Genomic DNA, 19,354 nt, shown 5'->3' with positions numbered 1-19,354 from the left:
GGGTGTTCCGCCGCCGGGTCACCGGGCCGCCGCCAGGGCCAGGGACCCGGTCGCCAGGGCCAGGAACACACCGGGGAAGGCGAGGGTGCGCAACGCCCGGGCCCGTACGTGGGCGGCCACCGCGCCGACGTAGAACAGCACCAGGCCGGTGCCGGCGGCGATGCCCAGAGGGTGCGCGCCCAGCAGCCCGAGGAGCAGCCCGGCCGCGCCGGCGGCCTTCAGCAGCGCCAGCGCGGGGAGCCGGCGCGGCGGCACGCCGACCCGGGCCGCGTTGGCGAGGACGAACGGCGCCTTCGCGAGGTCGGCCGCCGCGATGCCCGCGTTGGCCAGGACGGTCGCACAGGTGACGGTGAGAAGGGCGAGGTTCATGCCGTCCACGCTCGCCGGAGGGTCGCCGCGACGTCCAATACCGGCGTCCATAACCTTCTGGAATGGACGTCGACTCACGTCTGCTGCGCTCCTTCCTGGCCGTCGCCGAGGAGGGCAGCCTCGTCCGCGCCGCCGAGCGGGTGTACGTGTCCCAGCCGGCGCTGACCAAGCAGATCCGGCAGCTGGAGAGCCGGCTCGGGGTGCGGCTCTTCGACCGCTCGCGCACCGGCATGGCACTGACGGACGCGGGCCGGGAACTCGCGCGCCGCGCCCCGGACGTCCTCGCGGCCTGGGACGACGCCCTGCGCGCCGCCCGGGCCGCCGGCCGGCGCACGGCCCGGGTGCTGCGCGTGGGCTTCGTCGCCAGCGCGGCCAACGAGGCGACGCCGGGGATCGTCGCCGAGTTCGCCCGGCGGTGGCCCGGATGGCGGGCCGAGCTGCGGCAGGCGCCCTGGACGAACCCGAGCGCGGGCCTGGCCGACGGCGAGGTGGACGCGGCGCTGCTGCGGCTGCCGTTCCCGGGACAGGACGCGCTGCGCTTCGAGGTGCTGTTCAGCGAGGAGCGCTGGGTGGCGCTGCCGAGCACGCACCGGCTCGCGGAACGTGCGCGGATCGCCTTCCGGGAGCTGTGGGACGAGCCGTTCGTGGCCGCCCCGCCGGAGACCGGCGCCTGGCGCGACCACTGGCTGGCCGCCGGTGAGCGCGAGGGCCGTCCGGTCCGGATCGGCGCGGTCACCGAGCAGCCCGACGACTGGCTGAGCGCCATCGCCAGCGGGTACGGCATCGCCCTCGCGCCCGCGTCCGCCGCCCGGTTCTACGCCCGCCCCGGCGTGGTCTACCGCCCGGTCACCGGAGTGGGCCCGACCCGGGTCGCCGTGGCCTGGGCACCGGCCGACGACAGCAACCCGGTCGTGCGGGACTTCGTGCGCTGCTGCCTGGAGCTGGCCCGCGCCACGTGACGGACGTGTGTTCTCCCCTGTCCGGCGCAATGACGGTGCGCCGGAGGGGCGGGCGGGCGTGACCGGTGTGACCGTGGGGGGTGGAGTGCACGGACGCACCAGTGGTGAGGAGAGGGCATGGCGAACGGAACCGGCGGGGCCTGTGCGCAGCTGAGTGCCGTCGCGGACGCCGTGCTGTACGAGGGGTATCTGCTCTACCCCTATCGCAGGTCCTCGGCGAAGAACCGGGTCCGCTGGCAGTTCGGGGTGCTGCTGCCCCGCAACTGGGTGGAGCGCGACGGGCCGGTCACGCCCGGTGTCTCCGGCTCCGCCGACTCCTGGTACCAGCACACCGAGTGTCTGCTGCGGGTGCGGCGCGCCGGTGCGGCCGTCCGGGTGCGGGTGCGGTACCTGCAACTCCAGCACAAGCAGGTGGAGGCGGCCGACGGGGACGGGGCGCACCGCCCGGTCGAGTCGTTGCGGACGGCCGACGGGACCGCCCACCTGTCGTTCGAGGAGGCCGTGCCCCGCGAGACGGAACTGGTGCTGCCGCTGGCGGAGTCGCCGCCGGGCGGCCGGACCGTCGCCGTAGGGGCCCCGGCCGGAGCGGAGTACGAGCCGTTGCCGGCGGGGGCGGGGCGGACGGTGCGCCGGCGCCGCGAGGTGCGGGCCGCGACCACGGTCACGGCGGAGCCGCTCGGGCCCGGGCTGTACCGGCTGCGGGTGCGCACCGAGAACACCGGTGACGCGCCGGACCCGCGGGCCTCCCGCAACACGGTGCTGGGGCAGGCGCTGCTCGCCACGCACACCCTCCTCACCGGTGACGGCGTGGAGTTCGTGTCGCTGATCGACCCGCCGGCCGCTTACGCCGAGCAGGTCCGCGGCTGCCGCAACGCGTTCACGTTCCCGGTGCTGGGCGGGGCCCCGCCCCGGTCCACCAGCGGTGACGGGGCGACCGGCACGCAGCTGCTCTCCGCGCCGATCATCCTCCCCGACCACCCCCAGGTGGCGCCGGAGAGCCCGGGCGACCTGCACGACGCGGCGGAGATCGACGAGATCCTGACGCTGCGCACGATGCTGCTGACCGACGAGGAGAAGGCGGAGGCCCGGGCCACCGACCCGCGGGCCGCGCGCATCCTCGACCGGGTGGACACCATGCCCCGGGAGGTCTTCTCCCGGCTGCACGGCGCCATCCGTTCCCTGACCCCGCGCACCCCCGCGGCCGAACGGCCCCCGGCCCCCGTCACCGCACGGCCCCCGGCCGCCTGTGCCGAGCGGCCCGCCTGGTGGCAGGAGGGCGGCGACGACGGGCTGTCCCCGGCGACGGACACCGTGCTGGTGGACGGCGTGCCCGTGGGCAGCGGCAGCCGGGTGCGGCTGTGTCCGCGCGGCCGGGGCGCCGACGCCCAGGACATGTTCCTGGCCGGACGCACCGCGCGGGTGGCCGCCGTCTTCCACGACGTGGACGGAAGTACGCACCTGGCGGTCACGGTCGACGACGATCCGGCCGCCGAACTGCACGGCTGGTACGGCCGCTTCCACTACTTCCGGCCCGACGAGGTCGAAACGCTCGGCCCCGACGCCCCACCGGGTCCGGGCCGGCCGATCCGGCCGCAGTCCCCGCGGCCACCCGAGCGTCCGGCCGGCGGGCCGGAGGAGGGACGGTTCGATGGACGCCCTTGACGTCCTCATGCACGACCACCGGATGGTCGAGCAGTTGTTCCGCGACTACGAGGCCGCGGCCTCCGACCGGCAGCGGCGCGGTGTCGTGGAGCTGTTGGTGCGCGAGCTGTCCAAGCACGCGGCTCTGGAGGAGATGCTCCTGTATCCGCTGGCCAGGAAGGTTCTGCCGGACGGCGACCGGGAGATCGACGAGCACTTGAGCGAGCACATGGGGGTGAAGCAGACCCTCCTCGCGCTCGACCGGCTCGGCGAGGGCGACCAGCGGACCGGTGAGCTGGTGGCGGAGCTGCGCCGTGACCTGGCGGAGCACATCCGGGAGGAGGAGGGCACCCTCATGCCCCGGCTGCGGGAGGCCGTCTCCCAGCAGGACCTGGACCGGCTGGGCGAGCTGATCGGGCAGGCCAAGGCCGGCGCGCCGACCCGTCCGCACCCGCACGCCCCCGACCAGCCGCCCGCGCTGACCCTCGCGGCCCCCCTGGCCGCGGCCTACGACCGACTCCGAGACCGACTCCAGCGGAGGCCGACGACATGACCACGCAGAGTGGCACCACCGAAGTGACGCGGGAACCCAGCCGGTCCGAGGCGCGCGGGAACGGGTTCGACGAGATCTACATCCTCTGGATCTCCGAGGGGATGAGCTGCGACGGCGACACGGTGTCCATGACGGCCGCCGGGCAGCCCGGCATCGAGGACCTGGTCGCCGGGCTCATCCCGGGCCTGCCGAAGGTCAACCTGGTCAACAAGGTCCTCTCCCCCAGCCTGGGCGGCGAGGACTTCCTCGCTCCCTACCGGGCGGCGGCGCGCGGGGAGTTGGCGCCGTTCATCCTGGTCATCGAGGGGTCGGTGCCGAACCAGAACATCATCGAGGGCGACGGCTACTGGACGTCGTTCGGCAACGACCCGGACACGGGCGAGCCACAGACCCTCAACTGGTGGATCGACCAACTGGCGCCCAAGGCCTGGGCCGTGGTGGCCGCCGGCACCTGCGCCACGTACGGCGGCATCCACGCCATGGCCGGCAATCCTACCGGCTGCATGGGCCTCGCGGACTACCTGGGCTGGGACTTCATGTCACAGGGCGCGCTGCCGGTGGTGAACGTACCGGGCTGCCCGATCCAGCCGGAGAACTTCATGGAGACCCTCATCTGGGTGCTCTACCACGCGGCCGGCGCCGCCCCGCCGCCCCCGCTGGACCACATGCTGCGTCCGCAGTGGCTGTTCGGCAAGACGGTGCACGAGGGCTGCGACCGGGCCGCGTACTACGAGCAGGCGGACTTCGCGAAGGACTACAACTCCCCGAAGTGCCTGGTGAAGACCGGCTGCTGGGGTCCGGTCGTGAACTGCAACGTGCCCAAGCGCGGCTGGATGGCGGGCATCGGCGGCTGCCCGAACGTCGGCGGCATCTGCATCGGCTGCACCATGCCGAGCTTCCCGGACGCGTTCATGCCGTTCATGGACGAGCCGACCGGTGGCGCCCTGTCGTCCGCGCTGCTCAAGCCGTACGGCGCCGTCGTCCGCCGGCTGCGCGGCCTGACCAGCATGGCGGTGAACCGCGAACCGAAGTGGCACCACAACGGACCGGAACTGACCACGGGTTACGACCCGCACTGGCGTGCCTGAGCGCCGGCACCCACCCACGCCTACGACGAACGAGGGGCAGGAAGCGACATGACGACCACCGAGGACCCGACCCGGGTCACGGGGCGCAAGCCCGCGCAGATCGTGGACATGTCCTGGGACCCGATCACCCGGATCATCGGCAACCTCGGCATCTACACGAAGATCGACTTCGCCAACCAGGAAGTCGTGGAGTGCCACAGCACCTCGTCGCTCTTCCGGGGCTACTCGGTGTTCATGAAGGGCAAGGACCCGCGCGACGCCGGGTTCATCACCTCCCGGATCTGCGGCATCTGCGGCGACAACCACACCACGTGCTCCAATTACGCCCAGCAGATGGCCTACGGCGTCAAGCCGCCGCGGATGGCCGAGCAGATCACCAACCTGGGCGAAGCGGCCGAGTACATGTTCGACCACACGATCTTCCAGGACAACCTGGTCTTCGTGGACTTCTGCGAGGCGATGGTCAAGGCGACCAACCCCGGTGTGCTGGCCCGCGCCGAGCGCACCGACGCACCCCGCGGGGACATCCACGGCTACCGGACGATCGCCGACATCATGCGGGCCTTCAACCCCTTCGAGGGCGAGGTCTACAAGGAGGCGCTGAAGGTCAGCCGGGTCACCCGGGAGATGTTCTGCCTGATGGAGGGGCGGCACGTCCACCCCTCCACGCTGTACCCGGGCGGCGTCGGCACGATGCCGCAGCCGAACACCTTCACCGACTACCTCGCCCGGCTGATGCGCGTCATCGACTTCGTGAAGAAGGCGGTGGCGATGAACGACGACGTCTTCGACTTCTTCTACGAGGCCCTGCCGGGCTACGAGGAGGTCGGCAGGCGCCGCATCATGCTGGGCTGCTGGGGCGCCTGGCAGAACCCGGACGTGGTCGACTACCGGTACGAGAACATGGACCGCTGGGGCAAGGCGATGTACGTCACCCCGGGCATCATCGTGGACGGCAAGCTCGTCACCAACAACCTGATCGACATCAACCTCGGCCTGCGCGTCCTGCTGGGCAGCTCCTTCTACGACGACTGGGTCAACGAGCAGCCGTTCGTCACCCACGACCCGCTCGGCAACCCCGTCGACATGCGGCACCCCTGGAACCAGACCACCGTCCCGGTGCCGCAGAAACGGGACTTCGCCGGCAACTACAGCTGGGTGATGAGCCCGCGCTGGTACCACCCCGAGACCGGTCAGCACCTGGCGCTGGACACCGGCGGCGGCCCGCTCGCCCGGCTGTGGTCGACCGCGCTGAACGCCCTGGTCGACACGCCGTACGTCAAGGCCACCGGCGACAGCGTGCGCATCTCCCTGCCCCGGGGGCAGGAACTGCCGGAGACCACCCTGGAGTGGCGCATCCCCAAGTGGAGCAACACCATCGAACGGGACCGCGCCCGGCCCTACTTCGTCGCCTACGCCGCCGCCATGGCCCTGCAGTTCCTGGAGGAGTCGATGGCGCTGCTGCGGGCCGGCGAAACGAAGATCTTCGAGAACTACGAGGTGCCGGACGAGGCGATCGGCTGCGGCTTCCACGAGGCGGTGCGCGGTGTCCTCTCGCACCACCTGGTGATCAGGGACCAGAAGATCGCCAACTACCACCCGTACCCGCCCACCCCGTGGAACGCCAGCCCGCGCGACATCTACGGCACCCCGGGCCCGTACGAGGACGCCGTGCAGGGCCAGCCGATCTTCGAGGAGAACGGTCCCGACGACTTCAAGGGCGTCGACATCATGCGCACCGTGCGCAGCTTCGACCCCTGTCTGCCGTGCGGAGTGCACATGTACATGGGCAAGGGCAGGACGCTCACCACCGTGCACTCGCCGACGTACGGGGCGAACCATGGCTGACGCCGACGCGGGCCGGCTCGCGGACCCGGCGGTCGAGGCGCGGCTGGCCCGGCTGGACGAGCTGCTGGCCGGGCTGGAGTCCGCGCCCGGCCCCGCGGCGGGCAACGCCGTCGAGGCCGTGCGCCTGCTGACCGAGGTGTACGGCGAGGCCCTGGCCCGGGTGCTCGACGCGACCGGTGGACAGCCGGCCGGGCGGCTGGCCGAGGACGAGCTGCTGGGGCATCTGCTGGTGCTGCACGGGCTGCACCCCGAGCCGCCCGCGCGGCGGGCCGAGCGCGCCGTGGACCGGCTGCGGCCGGCGGTGCGCGAGCGCGGCGGCGACGTCGAACTGGTCGGCGTCGACGGGCAGGTGGCCCGGGTGCGGGTCACGGAGGCGGGTGGCTGCGGGTCCGGCTGCGGCGGCGGGCCGACGGTCGCCGACGCCGTACGGGAGGCCGTGCTGGCGGCCGCCCCCGAGCTGACGGCGGTCGAGCAGCTGACCGCGCCGGCCGCGCCCGCCTTCGTACCGCTTCACTCGCTGATGGTGCGGGAGGCGCGGTGAGGGCGGACGGCGCGCTGGCCCGGGTCATCCGCTCGGCCGCCGGACGGGACGGCCCCGAGCGGTGCGACCTGTGCGCACAGGCCGTGCCGGAGGAGCACCGCCATCTGTACGCCGCCGACCGCGAGGAGCTGCTGTGCGCCTGCCGGGCGTGTGCGGTGCTGTTCGCCGGTGAGGGCGCGGGCGGCGGCCGGTACCTGATGGTGCCGAGCCGCCGGGTGCGGCTGGCCCCGGTGGACACCGAGCCGCTCGGGGTGCCGGTCGGGCTGGTGTTCTTCGTCCCGCGTGCCGACGGCACGGTCACCGCGCAGGGCCCGAGCCCGGCCGGGGCGATGCGCTGGGAGGTGGAGGCGGACCGCTGGGCCGAGATGTGCGGCGCGTGTCCTCCGCTGGCGACCATGGCACCCGAGGTGGAGGCTCTGTTGGTGAACACCGTGCGGGGCCTGGACCACCACTGGATCGTGCCGGTGGACGACTGCTTCCGGATGGTCGCGCTGGTCCGCCGCGAGTGGCGCGGCCTCGCCGGAGGCGGCCGGGTCTGGCCGGCCGTGGAGCGGTTCTTCGCGGAGCTCACCGAGCGGCCGTGAGGGCCCGGCAGGAGAGGAGAGAACCGATGAGCGCCATCCGAGTGGGCCGCCCCCAGGCGAGGCCCGACACACCGGTCCATGTGCGCGGGCTGCACCAGGGCAACAAGGGGCCCTACGAGGACCAGACGGGACACCACGAGGACGGCACGTCCGACGCGCGCCGTTCCACCGGGGTCCACTGGAAGCGGCACAACGCCATCATGAAGATCATGCCGAACATCTCCCCGGGATGAGGACAGGATGAGACAGCACAAGGGCATCGCGATGAGGAGGCGGCCGGCGGACACGGCGGCCGGGCCGGTGCGGACGGGAACGACGGCGCGGCGCGTGCTGATCGCACAGGGCGCCGCGCTCGGCGCCCTCACGCTCGGGCTGCTCGTCCTCGAACTCCCCGGCATCGTCCGCGAGGTGCGCATCTGGCGCATGGTCAACCTGCGCTCCGGCGCCAGGCGCCCGCGCTGAGCCGGCCGTGCACGAGCTGTCGATCGCGACCGCGATCGTGGAACAGGCGGCGGAGATCGCCCGCGCGGACGGCGTGACCGGTGTGGCCTCGGTGACCGTCCGGGTCGGGGAGCTGGCCGGTGTCGTGCCGGACGCGCTGCACTTCGCCTTCGAGGTGGCCCGCGACGGCACGGCGCTCGCCGGGGCCCGGCTCGTGGTGGAGCAGGTGACGGCGCGGGCCTGGTGCGGCGGGTGTGCCGAGGAGTTCGCGCTCGGCATGCCGCCGTTCTTCTGGTGCCCGCGCTGCGACCGGCCCTCGCAGGAGCTGCTCGGCGGCAGGGAGCTGGAGATCACGGACGTGGAGGCGGCCCCGGCCCCAGCCTGACGGCGGGGCCGGGGGCTTCCTCAGCAGATCCGGGGCAGCTGCTCGCCCAGCGGCAGGTCCAGCACGCGGGTGCCGCCGAGGCCGGTGGCGACGACGACCATGCCGGGGTGGTCCGCGACGCACTCGCCGACGCGGGCGGCGCCGCTGCCCTGCGGGTGGGCGCGCATGGCGGCCAGGACGGCCTCGGCGTGCTCGGCGGGGACGAAGGCGACGAGCCGTCCCTCGTTGGCGACGTACAGCGGGTCGAGGCCCAGGAAGCCGCAGGCGTTCGCGACCTCGTCCGGGACCGGCACGGCCCGCTCCCGCAGCCGTACGCCGGTGCCGGAGGCGCGGGCGATCTCGTTGAGGGACGCGCCGAGGCCGCCGCGGGTGGGGTCGCGCAGCACGTGGACGTCCGGGGTGACCGCCAGCATGGCCGCCACCAGGTCCGCGAGCGGTGCGGTGTCGGAGGTGATCTCGACGCCGAACTCCAGGCCCTCGCGGACGCTCAGGACGGCCACGCCGTGCAGGCCGATCGGTCCGCTGACGAGGACGGCGTCGCCGGGCCGGGCGCGCTGCGGCCGGATGTCGACTCCCTCGGGGACGAGGCCGACGCCGGCGGTGGTGACGTAGACGCCGTCGCCGTGCCCGGACTCGACCACCTTGGTGTCGCCGGTGGCGATGGTGACGCCTGCGGCCCGGGCCGCGTCGCCCATGGCGCGGGCGACGCGCTCGACCACGGCCAGTTCCACGCCCTCCTCCAGGATGAAGGCCGCGGAGAGGTGGGTGGGCCGGGCGCCGCTCATCGCCAGGTCGTTGACCGTGCCGTTGACGGCGAGGTCACCGAGGCAGCCACCGGGGAAGAACAGCGGGCGTACGACGTAGGAGTCGGTGGAGAAGGCCAGGCGGGCGCCGCCGAGGCCGAGGACGGCCGAGTCGGTGAGCGCCGCGAGCGTGGGGTTGCCGTAGGCGGGGGCGAAGACCTGCTCGATCAGTTCCGCCGACAGGGCGCCGCCTCCCCCGTGGCCCATGACGACGACCGGCTGGTCGCGCAGGGGTGCGGGGCAGGTCCAGTTCGCGGGGTCGACGGGGGCGGTGTCCGGGGTGGCGAGGTCAGCCAACGGGGTTCATCTCCTCGCGCGGGATGCGGGATCCCTGTGGTGCCGGGCTGTCGGTCATCCTGCGGTACAGGTAGTAGGCCGCGCAGGCGCCCTCGCTGGAGACCATGGTGGCGCCGAGCGGGGTGCGCGGGGTGCAGGCCGTGCCGAACGCGGCGCACTCGGTGGGCTTGATGAGCCCTTGCAGGACGTCGCCGGCGCGGCACACGGCGGGTTCCTCGGTGCGGATGCCGGTGACGTCGAAGCGGTGTTCGGCGTCGTAGGCGCGGAAGGCGTCGGACAGCCGCCAGCCGCTGGCCGGGATGCGGCCGATGCCCCGCCAGTTGCGGTCGGTGACCTCGAAGACCTCCTCGATCATGCGGACCGCTGCCGGGTTGCCCTGGTCGCGTACGGCGCGGGGGTAGGCGTTCTCCACCCGGTGCTCGCCGCGCTCCAGCTGGTGGACGGCGCGCCGGACGCCTTCGAGGATGTCGAGTGGTTCGAAGCCGGTGACGACGATCGGGACGCGGTGCCGTTCGGCGAGGTCCGGGTACTCGGCGGTGCCCATCACGCTGCACACGTGCCCGGCGGCGAGGAAGCCCCGCACCCGGCAGGCGGGGGCGGCCATGATGGCCTCGATCGCCGGGGGGACCCGGACGTGGGACACCAGCAGGCTGAAGTTGGCCAGGCCCAGGCGGCGGGCCTGGTGGACGGCCATGGCGTTGGCGGGGGCGGTCGTCTCGAAGCCGATGGCGAAGAACACGACCTGCCGGTCGGGGTGTCTGCGGGCCAGCTCCACGGCGTCCAGCGGTGAGTAGACGACCCGTACGTCGCCTCCCTCGCCCTTGACCCGGAACAGGTCCCGGCCGGTTCCGGGCACGCGCAGCATGTCGCCGAAGGAGCAGAAGACGACGTCGGGGCGTGCGGCGATCTCCAGGGCCTTGTCGATGACGTCGAGGGGGGTCACGCACACCGGGCAGCCGGGTCCGTGAATCAACTCGACTTCCTTCGGGAGGAGTTGGTCGATGCCGTGGCGGATGATGGAGTGGGTCTGGCCGCCGCAGACCTCCATCAGGGCCCAGGGCCGGGTGACGGTGGCGTGGATCTCGTCCAGCAGCCGCCGCGCCAGCTCAGGGTCGTTGAACTCGTCGATGTACTTCACCGGGCCTCCGTGCCGCTCTCCTGACGTGCCGCCTGCTCCCAGGCGTCACCGAACTCCTCCTCCAGCAGTCCCAGCTGGCCGAACAGCTCCAGGGACGCGCGGGCCGACTCCTCGTCGAGGCGCTGGAGCGCGAAGCCGACGTGGACGATGACGTACTCCCCCACCTGGATGTCGGGCAGGTACTCCAGGCAGGCCTGTTTCTGTACGCCGCCGAAGTCGATCAGGCCGGTGAGCGGGTCGGCACGGTGGTCGATGGACACGACCTTGCCGGGCACTGCCAGACACATGGGTCACTCCGTCTCGTGGTGGACTGCTGTTCCCGCGACCATCAGCTGGCCGAGTGCCAGACCGCCGTCGTTCGGGGGGACTTCGCCGTGCCGGAGGACGGTGAGGCCGGCCGCGATGAGCAGCGCGGCGGTCTCCGCCTCCAGCAGGGCGTTGGCGAAGACACCGCCGGTCAGGGCGACGGTGGTGAGGCCGGTCTCCGCGCGGGCCCGGCGGCTGAGGTGTGCCACCGCCCGGGCGACGCCCCGGTGGAAGCGGGCGGCCAGGACGGGCACGGGCGTGTGGCGGGCCCGGTCGTGCAGCAGGGCGCGGAGGGCGGGGGCCGGGTCCATCTCCCAGGCGGGGGCCGGGGTCCGCCGGCCCGGCGACCGGCGCCACGGGGTGCCGGTGCCGGTGCCGGAGAGCGGGGTGAGACCGAACGCGTAGGCGCCGGTGTCCGCGTCCCAGGCCCTCAGTGCCGCCGCCTCCAGTTCCAGCGCCGCCTGTGCCTCGTAGCCGGCGCGGTGGCACAGCCCCACGAGGGACGACACGGCGTCGAAGAGCCGTCCCATGCCGGAGGTCGGCACACAGGCCAGTCCGCGCCTCAACTGCTGCCGCAGTACGTTGAGTTCGGTCGCGGTGCACGCCTGGACGCTCGGCAGTGCGGGTTCCCACGGCAGTCCGGCCGCCCACAGCCGGGCCAGCGCCAGCCGGCAGGGGTTGGCGACGCCGGTGTCGCCGCCGGGCAGCGGGGCGGGGGTGAGACGGGCGAAGCGGCGGTAGCCGGTGTAGTCGGCGAGCAGGATCTCGCCGCCCCACACCGTGCCGTCGTCGCCGTACCCGGTGCCGTCGAAGGCGACGCCGATCACGGGTGTGCGGCCGTCGAGGCCGTGTTCGGCCATCGCCGAGGCGATGTGGGCGTGGTGGTGCTGGACCAGCACCGGTGCGCCGAGGCCGAGGCGGGCGGCCCGGCGGGTCGAGTGGTAGCCGGGGTGGCGGTCGGCGGCCGCCAGCCGGGGGGCGACCCCGGTGAGGACGGTGAGGTGCCGTTCGGCGCGTTCCGCGGCGGCGAGGCCGGCCAGGTCACCGAGGTCGCCGATGTGCGGGCCGAACCAGGCCTGGTCGCCCTCTCCGAGGCACAGCGCGTTCTTCAGGTCGCCGCCGGTGGCGAGCGTGGGGCGGACCGGGAGCGGGAGGCGCAGCGGGCGCGGGACGTAGCCGCGCGAGCGCCGCAGGACCTGTTCGGTGCCGTCGGGGCGGACGCGCAGCAGGGAGTCGTCGCAGGGGGAGGCGATGGGCCGGTCGTGGGTGAGCCAGGCGTCGGCGAGTCCGGCGAGCCGGGTCAGCGCCTCGGCGTCGTCGGTGACGATGGGCTCGCCGGAGCGGTTGCCGCTGGTCATGACCAGGGCGCGGGGGCCGGGCGGGTCGCCGGGCAGGCCGAGCAGGAGGGTGTGCAGGGGGGTGTAGGGCAGCAGCAGGCCCACGTGCGGGCTGCCGGGGCAGACCTGGTCGGCGAGGCGGAGGCCGTCCGGGGGTGTGCGGCGGCGCAGCAGGACGATGGGGCGGCGGGCGCTGGTGAGCGCGGCCCGTTCGGCGGCGCGGAGCACCGCGACGCGTTCCGCCGTCTCCAGGTCGGCGCACATCACGGCGAACGCCTTCTCGCCCCGCTCCTTGCGGCGGCGCAGGGTGGCGACGGCCCGGGGGTCGGTCGCGTCGCAGGCCAGGTGGTAGCCGCCGACGCCCTTGACGGCGACGACGTGCCCGGCGGCGAGCAGTGCCCGTGCCGTCGCGAGGGCCTTCGCGTCCCGGGCCGGGCGGACGCCGAGGCCCGCGGCCGGGACGAGGGAGAGGCGCGGGCCGCAGTGCGGGCAGGCGACGGGCTGGGCGTGGAAGCGGCGGTCGGCCGGGTCGCCGTACTCGCGGGCGCAGGCGGGGCACATCGGGAAGCCGGCCATGGTGGTGGCCGGCCGGTCGTACGGCATCCCGGTGGCGATGGTGAAGCGGGGGCCGCAGTGGGTGCAGGTGACGAAGGGGTGGCGGTGCCGTCGGTCGCCGGGGGCGGCGAGTTCGCGCAGGCAGTCGGCGCAGGTCGCGGTGTCGGGCGGGAGCTGGGTGCGGCCCGGGGAGCGCTCGGTGGGGCGGATGGTGAAGGGGGCGGTGGCGCCGGTGGCGGGGACGTCCTCACTGCCGACGCCGGTCACGGTCGCGAGCGGGGGCGGCTGCTCGGTCAGCCGGACGGCGAACCGGTCCACGTCGTCCGGCGGGCCCTCGACCTCGATGAGGACGCCGTCCGCGGTGTTGCTCACGAACCCGGTCAGCGCGAGCCCGGCGGCCAGCCGGTGCACGTACGGCCGGAAGCCGACGCCCTGGACCGTGCCGCGCACCGTGATCCGGCGGCGGACCGGACGGGTGACGGGCGCGGTCACGAGACGGGGGCGGAGGCGGGGTGGTGGTGCGGGTGCGGGGCGAGCGGCGGGCGGTGCGGCGGGGCGCCGTCGCGGGCGGCGAGGGCGCGGTCGAGGAGGGCGCCGACGCCGGTGCCGGTGCGGGCGCAGGACCGGATGATCTCCACGCCCGGGTTGACCTGGTGCACGTTCTCGTGGAAGAGGCTCTCGTCGAAGCCGGCCGGTCCGGCGAGGTCGGTCTTGGTGATCACGACGAGGTGCGCGGAGCCGAACGCGGTCGGGTACTTCAGCGGCTTGTCCTCGCCCTCGGTGACCGCCATCAGCACGATCCGCAGGGTCTCCCCGAGGTCGTACGCGGCCGGGCAGACCAGGTTGCCGACGTTCTCCACGAAGAGCACGGAGGTGTCCGGCGGCAGCCAGCCGGTGAGCCGGGCGCCGACCTGGCGGGCCTCCAGGTGGCACAGGCCGTCGGTGAGCAGCTGCTGGACGGGCGCGCCGGACCGGGCGAGCCGGACGGCGTCGTTCTCGGTCGCGAGGTCCGCGGTGAGCGCGGCCACCGGGACGCCCCGCTCCCCGGCGCGGGCGAGCACCCGGGCGAGGAGTTCGGTCTTGCCGCTGCCCGGGCTGGACAGCAGGTTGACGAGGGTGACGCCCTGCCGGGCGAGGTCGTCGCGCAGGCTCGCGGCCAGGCCGTCGTTCTTCGCCAGCACGGCCTGTTTGACGTCGGACCGGCACATGGGCGGTGCTCCTCGGGTGCGGTGGTGCCCGGGCCGCGTGCGGTGCGGCCCGGGGGTGTCACCGATCTTGGGCCGCGCCGGGCGCCGTGCCCGGCAGCGCAGCCGCGTGCGGGGTCCCGGATTCCACCGGGCAGCCCAACGGGGGCAGGGGTCCGGCGGGGTCGGTGAGGAGGGCGGGGACGAGCGCGTGCAGCGCGTCGACGGCCCGGCCGACTGCTTCCCGCACCGGCGCGCTGAGTCCGGGCAGGAGGTCGTCGCCGTCCGGCAGGACGCCGGGTTCGCAGGCGAGGACGAGGACCCGGGGCAGGGGCTCGTCACCCAGGTGGGCGGCCAGGGCCAGCACCTTCGCCGGGTCCATGCCGTGGGCCTCGGGCACGACGGTCCCGTCGGGGGGTTCGGCCTCGATCAGGGAGAGGGCGCCGGGGCGGTGCCCGCGCGGGGCCGCGTCGACGAGGACGGCGGTGGCGCAGCCGGACAGCAGGTCGTAGGCGAGGTCCAGGCCGCGGATGCCGTAGTCGCGGACCCGTGCCCCGGGGGGCAGCGGGCGCTGGTCCAGTGCGCGGATCACCTCGGGGCCGAAGGCGTCGTCGCCGAGGAAGATGTTGCCGACACCGGCCACCAGCAGGCGCGCCGTCACCGGGCGCCCGCGGCGGCCGGGGCGAGGGGCCGGGCGGAGCCGCCCGGTGTCTTGCGGACGAAGGCCGAGCGCAGGGCGTGGTAGGGGGCCTCGGGGTCGAAGAAGAGGGCGTGCATACGGGCCAGTTCCGCCTCCCGGTACCGGGCGAGGGGCCGGTCCCGCTCGTCGGCGGCGCGGGCCGCCGCCTTGGCGGCGATCCGCCGGTCCAGGTCCCCGGCGGCGGCGAGCCCCGTCGCCAGTCGCCCGACCTCGGCGGCGAAGTCCCCCGGCGCGGCCGGCACCAGCCGGTCCACGAGGCCGAGCCGTGCCGCGGTGGCGGCGCTGACCGGCAGGGCCTGCGTCGTCAGCCGCCCGGCCTGCTCCGGGCCGACACGGCGCGGCAGGGTGTACGTCCAGAACTCGGAGCCGTACAGGCCCATGCGCCGGTAGTGCGGGTTGAGGACGACGCCGGCGCGGCACCACACCTCGTCGGCGGCGAGGGCCAGCATGGCGCCGCCGGCCGCCGCGTTGCCGCCGAGCGCGGCGACGACCAGCCGGTCGGTGGTGCGCAGCACGGCCTCCACGAGGTCGTCCATGGCGTTGAGGTTGGTCCAGGACTCCTGGGCCGGGTCGGGGGCCGCCTCGATGACGTTCAGGTGGATGCCGTTGGAGAAGAAGTCGCGGGTGCCGCCGAGGACGAGGACGCGGGTGGGGCGGGTGAGCGCCTCGGTGTAGGCGGCGAGCAGTCTGCGGCACTGGTCGGTGCTCATCGCGCCGCCCGGAAAGGAGAAGGCGAGGAAGCCGGTGTCGCCGTGCTGCCGGTAGCGGATGTCGGTCCAGGTGCGCCGGCCGGCCGGGAGCTCCAGCGGGGCGGGGACCTCCGGGAGGGCGAGGCCGGGCCGGTACCCGGCGAGGACGGAGGCGGCCGGGCGGCGGAAGGGCGCCGGGTCGCCGGAGCTCTTGCGGGGGCGCAGTTCCGGGATCCAGACCGCGCCGTCGCGGGTGGCCCGGCAGACGGCGCCCGCGCGCTGGGCCAGCAGGGTGCCGGGTCGGCCGCGCAGTTCGTCCTCGGGGTGCCCGCCGTGCAGGAACACCTCGTGGCCGTGGAGTTCGTCCAGGACGCCGGGCTGGGAGTCGGCGCCGCGCAGCTTGCGCAGGACCGTGGTGGTGTCGTCGCGCTCCCAGTCGATCCGCCGCCGCTCCTGCCGGAAGGCGTCCCGCCAGACGACGGTGACCGACTCGTCGGTCTGCGGCAGCGGCTTGTACCCGCCGTCGGCGTAGCGCCGTACGGCCGTCAGGACGGCGGTGACGGCGGCGTCGGAGGCCTCGTTGCGGTACAGGTCGCTCTTGCCGACGGGGGGCACGGGGAACGGCTCGGCCGCCCAGACCGGGCCCGCGTCCATCGCCGCCTCGGCCTGGAGCACGGTCACGCCCCACTGCCCGGCTCCGTCGGCGATGGCCCAGTCCAGCGAGGACGGGCCCCGGTCACCGGGCGGGCCGGGGTGCACGATCAGGCAGGTGTGCTGCTGCCACACGTCCTCGGGCAGGGCCGTCCGGAGCATCGGCGCGATGATCAGGTCGGGGCGCGACTCGCGCACGGCGGCCCGGACCGGGTCGGGGCCGTGCGCGGCGAGCACGACGTCCAGCTGGTGCCCGAGGTCCGACAGTTCGGCGTACAGGCGCTGGGAGAGGCTGTTGAACGCGCTGGCGACGAGCAGAATGTCCATGCCACGGCATGGTCGCCGCTCGCCCGGGTGCCGGGAAGTACCGCGGCGGCGTTTCACCGGCCCGGCTCAGGTCTCTTCCTCCATCCGGATCGCGTTCCGCAGATCCTCGAAGGCCTGGCTGCGGTCGTCCTGGTGCGCCTCCAGCAACGCGGCGGCGATCGCGTCGAGCTTGCGCTGGATCGCGTGTTCGGCGCGCATCTCGGCGTTCTTCAGCAGGGCCAGGAGCAGCAGGGCGACGGCCGTCATGGACTCGCCCGCGAGGAGCAGCACCTCCAGCGGCAGGTGGGCGACGTGGGAGGCGACGAAGAAGCTGACGAGGCCCAGGCAGAACAGGAAGAACAGCGGTGAGCTGGTGAAGTTCGAGGCGTATTCGGCGAGCTGCTCGAACCGGCCGCGGCGCGGGCCGCCGCGGTGGACGGGGTTCTTGAACGTCATGGCCGAGCCTTTCCCGCGAAGGGCGGCTGACGCGTCAGCTCCGCACTACCCCGGTGGGGGCGTACGACACCGGGGCCCGGCCGGGTGCGGCGCCGTGCCCGGGGGCCGGTCCGGCCGTCTCAGGCCGCGAGGGTGTCCCCGGGCGCCAGGCGGTCCACGAGCTGGTCGTGGTGCAGCTCGGCCACCGGCCACAGCAGATCGGGGTGGCGGAGCAGGGCCGCCGCGCCGCGGTCGCCGTCGTCGGGGGCGAGCAGCCGGCGGAACTCGACCGGCGTCGCCGCGTGCTCGCTCCCGGCGAGTGCGGCGACGGCCAGGACGGCCAGCTCGGGGTCGGTCAGCAGGGCGGCGGCCCAGCTGGCCACGACCTCGTCCACCCAGGTGCGCCAGGCCCAGTCCTCGGCGGGGTGCCCGCCGGCCCGCTCGGCGCCGGCGATCCAGTCGAGGCGGGCCGCGCCTCCGGGGCCCGCCATGGTGACCAGGCCGGCGTCGATCGCCGTGGGGTACCGCAGCCAGGCGGCGACCGTCACCGCCTGCCGGGCCTGCGCCTCGCACAGCGCGGAGGCCAGCGCGCCGCCGCACGGCGGGTAGGCGACCGTCAGCCAGCGTGCCGTCGCGGCTATCAGGGGGGACAGATCAGTGAGCACAGCCGGGCCGTCCGAGGTGCGAAGGGGTTCAGGGCTCCACGCAACGGTAGCCCGGTGCCGGTCACGGCCGGGAGGGGGTGCGTACCAGGTCATATGTGACCTGACCCACTCACCCCGGCCCCACGCGCTCACCGGGGGGAGCCACGTGCCGATGCGGCCACTCACGGGGAGGCCCCGTCCCCGCCTCCCCCACTCACCGGGAGCACCCGCCGCCCCGCCCCCCGCACCGACCGGGAGAACCCTCCCCCGCATCACGCGCCCGCCGGGAGCACCTGCCCGCGCCTCGCGCGCTCAGCGGGAAGATCCGCGAGCCGATGCCGCCACCTACCGAGAGCACCCGCCCCCACCTCACCCACGTCACCGCGAAAACCCGCCCGCCAGTGCGCCCCTCTCCGGTGGGGACCCCCACGCACCCCCACGCACCCACCGGGAAGCCCCGCGCACCGACAGGTGAGACCCTCACCCACTCACCCCGAACACTCACCCCACCCACCCCTCACCGGGAGGACCCACGTGCCGGTGTGCCCGCCGGGCGTCGGCGCACCGCTTCCTTCGGCGGGCGTTCCCGCAGGGCGCCGTAGGCGATGAAGTAGGCGGGGACGCGGCGCAGCCACGGCGCGTCGCCGAGCAGGGCCGCGAGGCGCTCGGCGCGCCAAGCGTCGCCCAGGGGCGGCCGGCCGTCCAGGACCGGCGCGATGACGCGGGCGTGGGCCGCCCGTTGCAGCGCCTGGGCGACGACCGTGGTGGGACGGCGGCGGCGCTGCACGGCGCGTACGTCACGCGGCCCCACGGTGCCGCGGCTCAGGGGCCCGGCCAGGTGGCGGGCGGTGGCCACGGCGTCCTGCACGGCGAGGTTGATCCCGATGCCGAAGACCGGGGACATGGCGTGCGCGGCGTCGCCGATGCACAGCAGACCGGGGCGGTGCCAGCGGCGCAGCCGGTCCAGGTGGACGTCGAGGAGCTTGACGTCGTCCCAGGAGCGCAGCGCGTGCGTCCGGTCGGCGATCCAGGGGACGGCGTCGGCGAAGGCGGCCAGGAACCGGTCCAGGCCGGCGGCGCGGCGCTCGGCGTCGGTGCCCTTGGGGATGAGCGCGGCGCACTGCCAGTAGTCACCGCGGTCGATCATGGCGGTGAGGAAGCCCTCGCCGGCGCCGCCGACGAGCCCGCTCGGGTCGTCCTCGCGCCGCGGCAGGCGGAACCACCAGGCGTCCATCGGGCAGGCGAAGTGGCGCAGGCCCAGTTCGGGGAGGGCGCGGGCCAGCGAACCGCGGCCGTCGCAGGCCACGGTGAGGAGGGCGCGCAGCTCGCCGGTGCGGCCGTCGGAGCCGCGGTAGCGGACCCCGGTGACCCGTCCGGACTCGACGACGAGGGAGGTGGCCTCCGTGTTCATCCTCAGTTCGAAGGACGGCTCGCGGCGGGCCTGGTCGGCGAGGAGGTCGAGCAGGTCCCACTGGGGCACCATCGCCACGTAGTTGTGGGGCCCGGGCAGTGCGGAGAGGTCCGCCACGGTGACCGGCGAGCGGCCGGCGCCGAGCGGGAGCTGGAGGGTGCGGACCCGGCGCTGCGGAAGCCGGGCGAACTCCCCCGCCAGGCCGAGGTCGTCCAGCAGCGCCAGGGTCGACGGGTGGACGGTGTCGCCGCGGAAGTCGCGCAGGAAGTCGGCGTGCTTCTCCAGCACGGTCACCGCGATCCCGGCCCGGGCCAGCAGCAGGGCGAGCACCATGCCCGCGGGGCCTCCGCCGATGACACAGCAGGTGGTCTTCTCCATGGCGGTCCCGCCCTTCCTCGTCGAGAGCAGTGATCGGCTCAGTAATTCATCACTGGATGAATAGGGTACTCCCTCGCGGACCGGATCGTCACGTGTCGCCGCGGTGGACGG

At 74.5% G+C, this 19,354-nt stretch carries 21 protein-coding genes; 10 read left to right on the top strand and 11 right to left on the bottom strand.

Translation table 11 applies throughout. The annotated features are described in order from the left end of the window. Positions 1 to 18: 18 nt before the first annotated feature. A complete protein-coding gene (locus AB0947_RS30010; protein ID WP_366753487.1) occupies positions 19 to 369 on the bottom strand; it encodes a DoxX family protein in 351 nt (116 codons plus the stop codon). A 62-nt stretch (positions 370 to 431) separates the two neighbouring features. On the opposite strand from AB0947_RS30010, the gene AB0947_RS30005 reads away from it, so the two are divergent. From AB0947_RS30005 to hypA, 10 genes are all read left to right on the top strand, one after another. Further along, positions 432 to 1,328 (top strand): LysR family transcriptional regulator, encoded by an 897-nt coding sequence (locus AB0947_RS30005; protein ID WP_366753486.1) that lies wholly within the window; start codon positions 432 to 434, stop codon positions 1,326 to 1,328. Between the two features lie 117 nt (positions 1,329 to 1,445). Then, on the top strand, positions 1,446 to 2,990 hold the full coding sequence (locus AB0947_RS30000; protein ID WP_366753485.1) for a hypothetical protein: 1,545 nt from the start codon (positions 1,446 to 1,448) through the stop codon (positions 2,988 to 2,990). Then, entirely contained in the window at positions 2,977 to 3,522 is a 546-nt protein-coding gene (locus AB0947_RS29995; protein WP_366753484.1) for a hemerythrin domain-containing protein, read from the top strand. The genes AB0947_RS30000 and AB0947_RS29995 overlap by 14 nt, the downstream gene beginning before the upstream one ends. After that, the gene (locus AB0947_RS29990; RefSeq protein WP_366753483.1) at positions 3,519 to 4,610 is read left to right on the top strand and encodes a hydrogenase expression protein HypE; all 1,092 of its coding nucleotides are present in this window, start codon (positions 3,519 to 3,521) and stop codon (positions 4,608 to 4,610) included. Before AB0947_RS29995 ends, AB0947_RS29990 begins: the two co-directional genes overlap by 4 nt. 48 nt (positions 4,611 to 4,658) lie before the next feature. Continuing rightward, on the top strand, positions 4,659 to 6,458 hold the full coding sequence (locus AB0947_RS29985; protein ID WP_366753482.1) for a nickel-dependent hydrogenase large subunit: 1,800 nt from the start codon (positions 4,659 to 4,661) through the stop codon (positions 6,456 to 6,458). Beyond that, positions 6,451 to 6,999: a NifU family protein gene (locus tag AB0947_RS29980; protein ID WP_366753481.1), complete on the top strand. Its 549-nt coding sequence runs from the start codon at positions 6,451 to 6,453 to the stop codon at positions 6,997 to 6,999. The genes AB0947_RS29985 and AB0947_RS29980 overlap by 8 nt, the downstream gene beginning before the upstream one ends. Next, entirely contained in the window at positions 6,996 to 7,583 is a 588-nt protein-coding gene (locus AB0947_RS29975; protein ID WP_366753480.1) for a DUF5947 family protein, read from the top strand. The genes AB0947_RS29980 and AB0947_RS29975 overlap by 4 nt, the downstream gene beginning before the upstream one ends. Before the next feature lie 26 nt (positions 7,584 to 7,609). Beyond that, positions 7,610 to 7,816 carry a hypothetical protein gene (locus tag AB0947_RS29970; RefSeq protein WP_366753479.1) on the top strand — a complete coding sequence of 69 codons (207 nt, stop codon included), beginning with the start codon at positions 7,610 to 7,612 and terminating at the stop codon, positions 7,814 to 7,816. 7 nt (positions 7,817 to 7,823) lie between these two features. Then, on the top strand, positions 7,824 to 8,045 hold the full coding sequence (locus AB0947_RS29965; protein WP_366753478.1) for a hypothetical protein: 222 nt from the start codon (positions 7,824 to 7,826) through the stop codon (positions 8,043 to 8,045). 7 nt (positions 8,046 to 8,052) lie between these two features. Beyond that, entirely contained in the window at positions 8,053 to 8,409 is a 357-nt protein-coding gene (hypA, locus tag AB0947_RS29960; protein ID WP_366753477.1) for a hydrogenase maturation nickel metallochaperone HypA, read from the top strand. A gap of 20 nt (positions 8,410 to 8,429) precedes the next feature. On the opposite strand, the gene hypE is transcribed toward hypA, so the two are convergent. The 10 genes from hypE to AB0947_RS29910 form a co-directional block, all read right to left on the bottom strand. Continuing rightward, positions 8,430 to 9,509 carry a hydrogenase expression/formation protein HypE gene (hypE, locus tag AB0947_RS29955; RefSeq protein ID WP_366753476.1) on the bottom strand — a complete coding sequence of 360 codons (1,080 nt, stop codon included), beginning with the start codon at positions 9,507 to 9,509 and terminating at the stop codon, positions 8,430 to 8,432. Next, positions 9,502 to 10,647, bottom strand: a complete 1,146-nt coding sequence (gene hypD / locus AB0947_RS29950; RefSeq protein ID WP_366753475.1) for a hydrogenase formation protein HypD — start codon at positions 10,645 to 10,647, stop codon at positions 9,502 to 9,504. Before hypD ends, hypE begins: the two co-directional genes overlap by 8 nt. Then, complete coding sequence (locus AB0947_RS29945) at positions 10,644 to 10,934, bottom strand: HypC/HybG/HupF family hydrogenase formation chaperone (protein ID WP_058079171.1); 291 nt, start codon at positions 10,932 to 10,934, stop codon at positions 10,644 to 10,646. The genes hypD and AB0947_RS29945 overlap by 4 nt, the downstream gene beginning before the upstream one ends. Positions 10,935 to 10,937: 3 nt before the next feature. Continuing rightward, positions 10,938 to 13,337, bottom strand: a complete 2,400-nt coding sequence (hypF, locus tag AB0947_RS29940) for a carbamoyltransferase HypF (protein ID WP_366753474.1) — start codon at positions 13,335 to 13,337, stop codon at positions 10,938 to 10,940. Further along, on the bottom strand, positions 13,334 to 14,053 hold the full coding sequence (hypB, locus tag AB0947_RS29935) for a hydrogenase nickel incorporation protein HypB (RefSeq protein ID WP_366753473.1): 720 nt from the start codon (positions 14,051 to 14,053) through the stop codon (positions 13,334 to 13,336). Before hypB ends, hypF begins: the two co-directional genes overlap by 4 nt. A 58-nt stretch (positions 14,054 to 14,111) precedes the next feature. Beyond that, positions 14,112 to 14,690, bottom strand: a complete 579-nt coding sequence (locus tag AB0947_RS29930) for a hydrogenase maturation protease (RefSeq protein WP_366753472.1) — start codon at positions 14,688 to 14,690, stop codon at positions 14,112 to 14,114. Next, entirely contained in the window at positions 14,687 to 16,396 is a 1,710-nt protein-coding gene (locus AB0947_RS29925; protein ID WP_366753471.1) for an enoyl-CoA hydratase-related protein, read from the bottom strand. The genes AB0947_RS29930 and AB0947_RS29925 overlap by 4 nt, the downstream gene beginning before the upstream one ends. A 66-nt stretch (positions 16,397 to 16,462) precedes the next feature. Then, positions 16,463 to 16,831: a hypothetical protein gene (locus AB0947_RS29920; protein WP_366753470.1), complete on the bottom strand. Its 369-nt coding sequence runs from the start codon at positions 16,829 to 16,831 to the stop codon at positions 16,463 to 16,465. A gap of 119 nt (positions 16,832 to 16,950) precedes the next feature. Then, positions 16,951 to 17,475 (bottom strand): hypothetical protein, encoded by a 525-nt coding sequence (locus tag AB0947_RS29915; RefSeq protein WP_366753469.1) that lies wholly within the window; start codon positions 17,473 to 17,475, stop codon positions 16,951 to 16,953. Positions 17,476 to 17,971: 496 nt separating this feature from the next. Beyond that, positions 17,972 to 19,243: an FAD-dependent oxidoreductase gene (locus AB0947_RS29910; RefSeq protein ID WP_366753468.1), complete on the bottom strand. Its 1,272-nt coding sequence runs from the start codon at positions 19,241 to 19,243 to the stop codon at positions 17,972 to 17,974. Between the last annotated feature and the right edge of the window lie 111 nt (positions 19,244 to 19,354).

Origin of the sequence: Streptomyces sp. NPDC047841 (genome assembly GCF_040704085.1) — a bacterium.
Taxonomy (GTDB): Bacteria; Actinomycetota; Actinomycetes; order Streptomycetales; family Streptomycetaceae; genus Streptomyces; species Streptomyces argyrophylli.
Note: the sequence above shows the minus strand (reverse complement) of the source record. Positions and strands in the feature narration are given on the sequence as shown.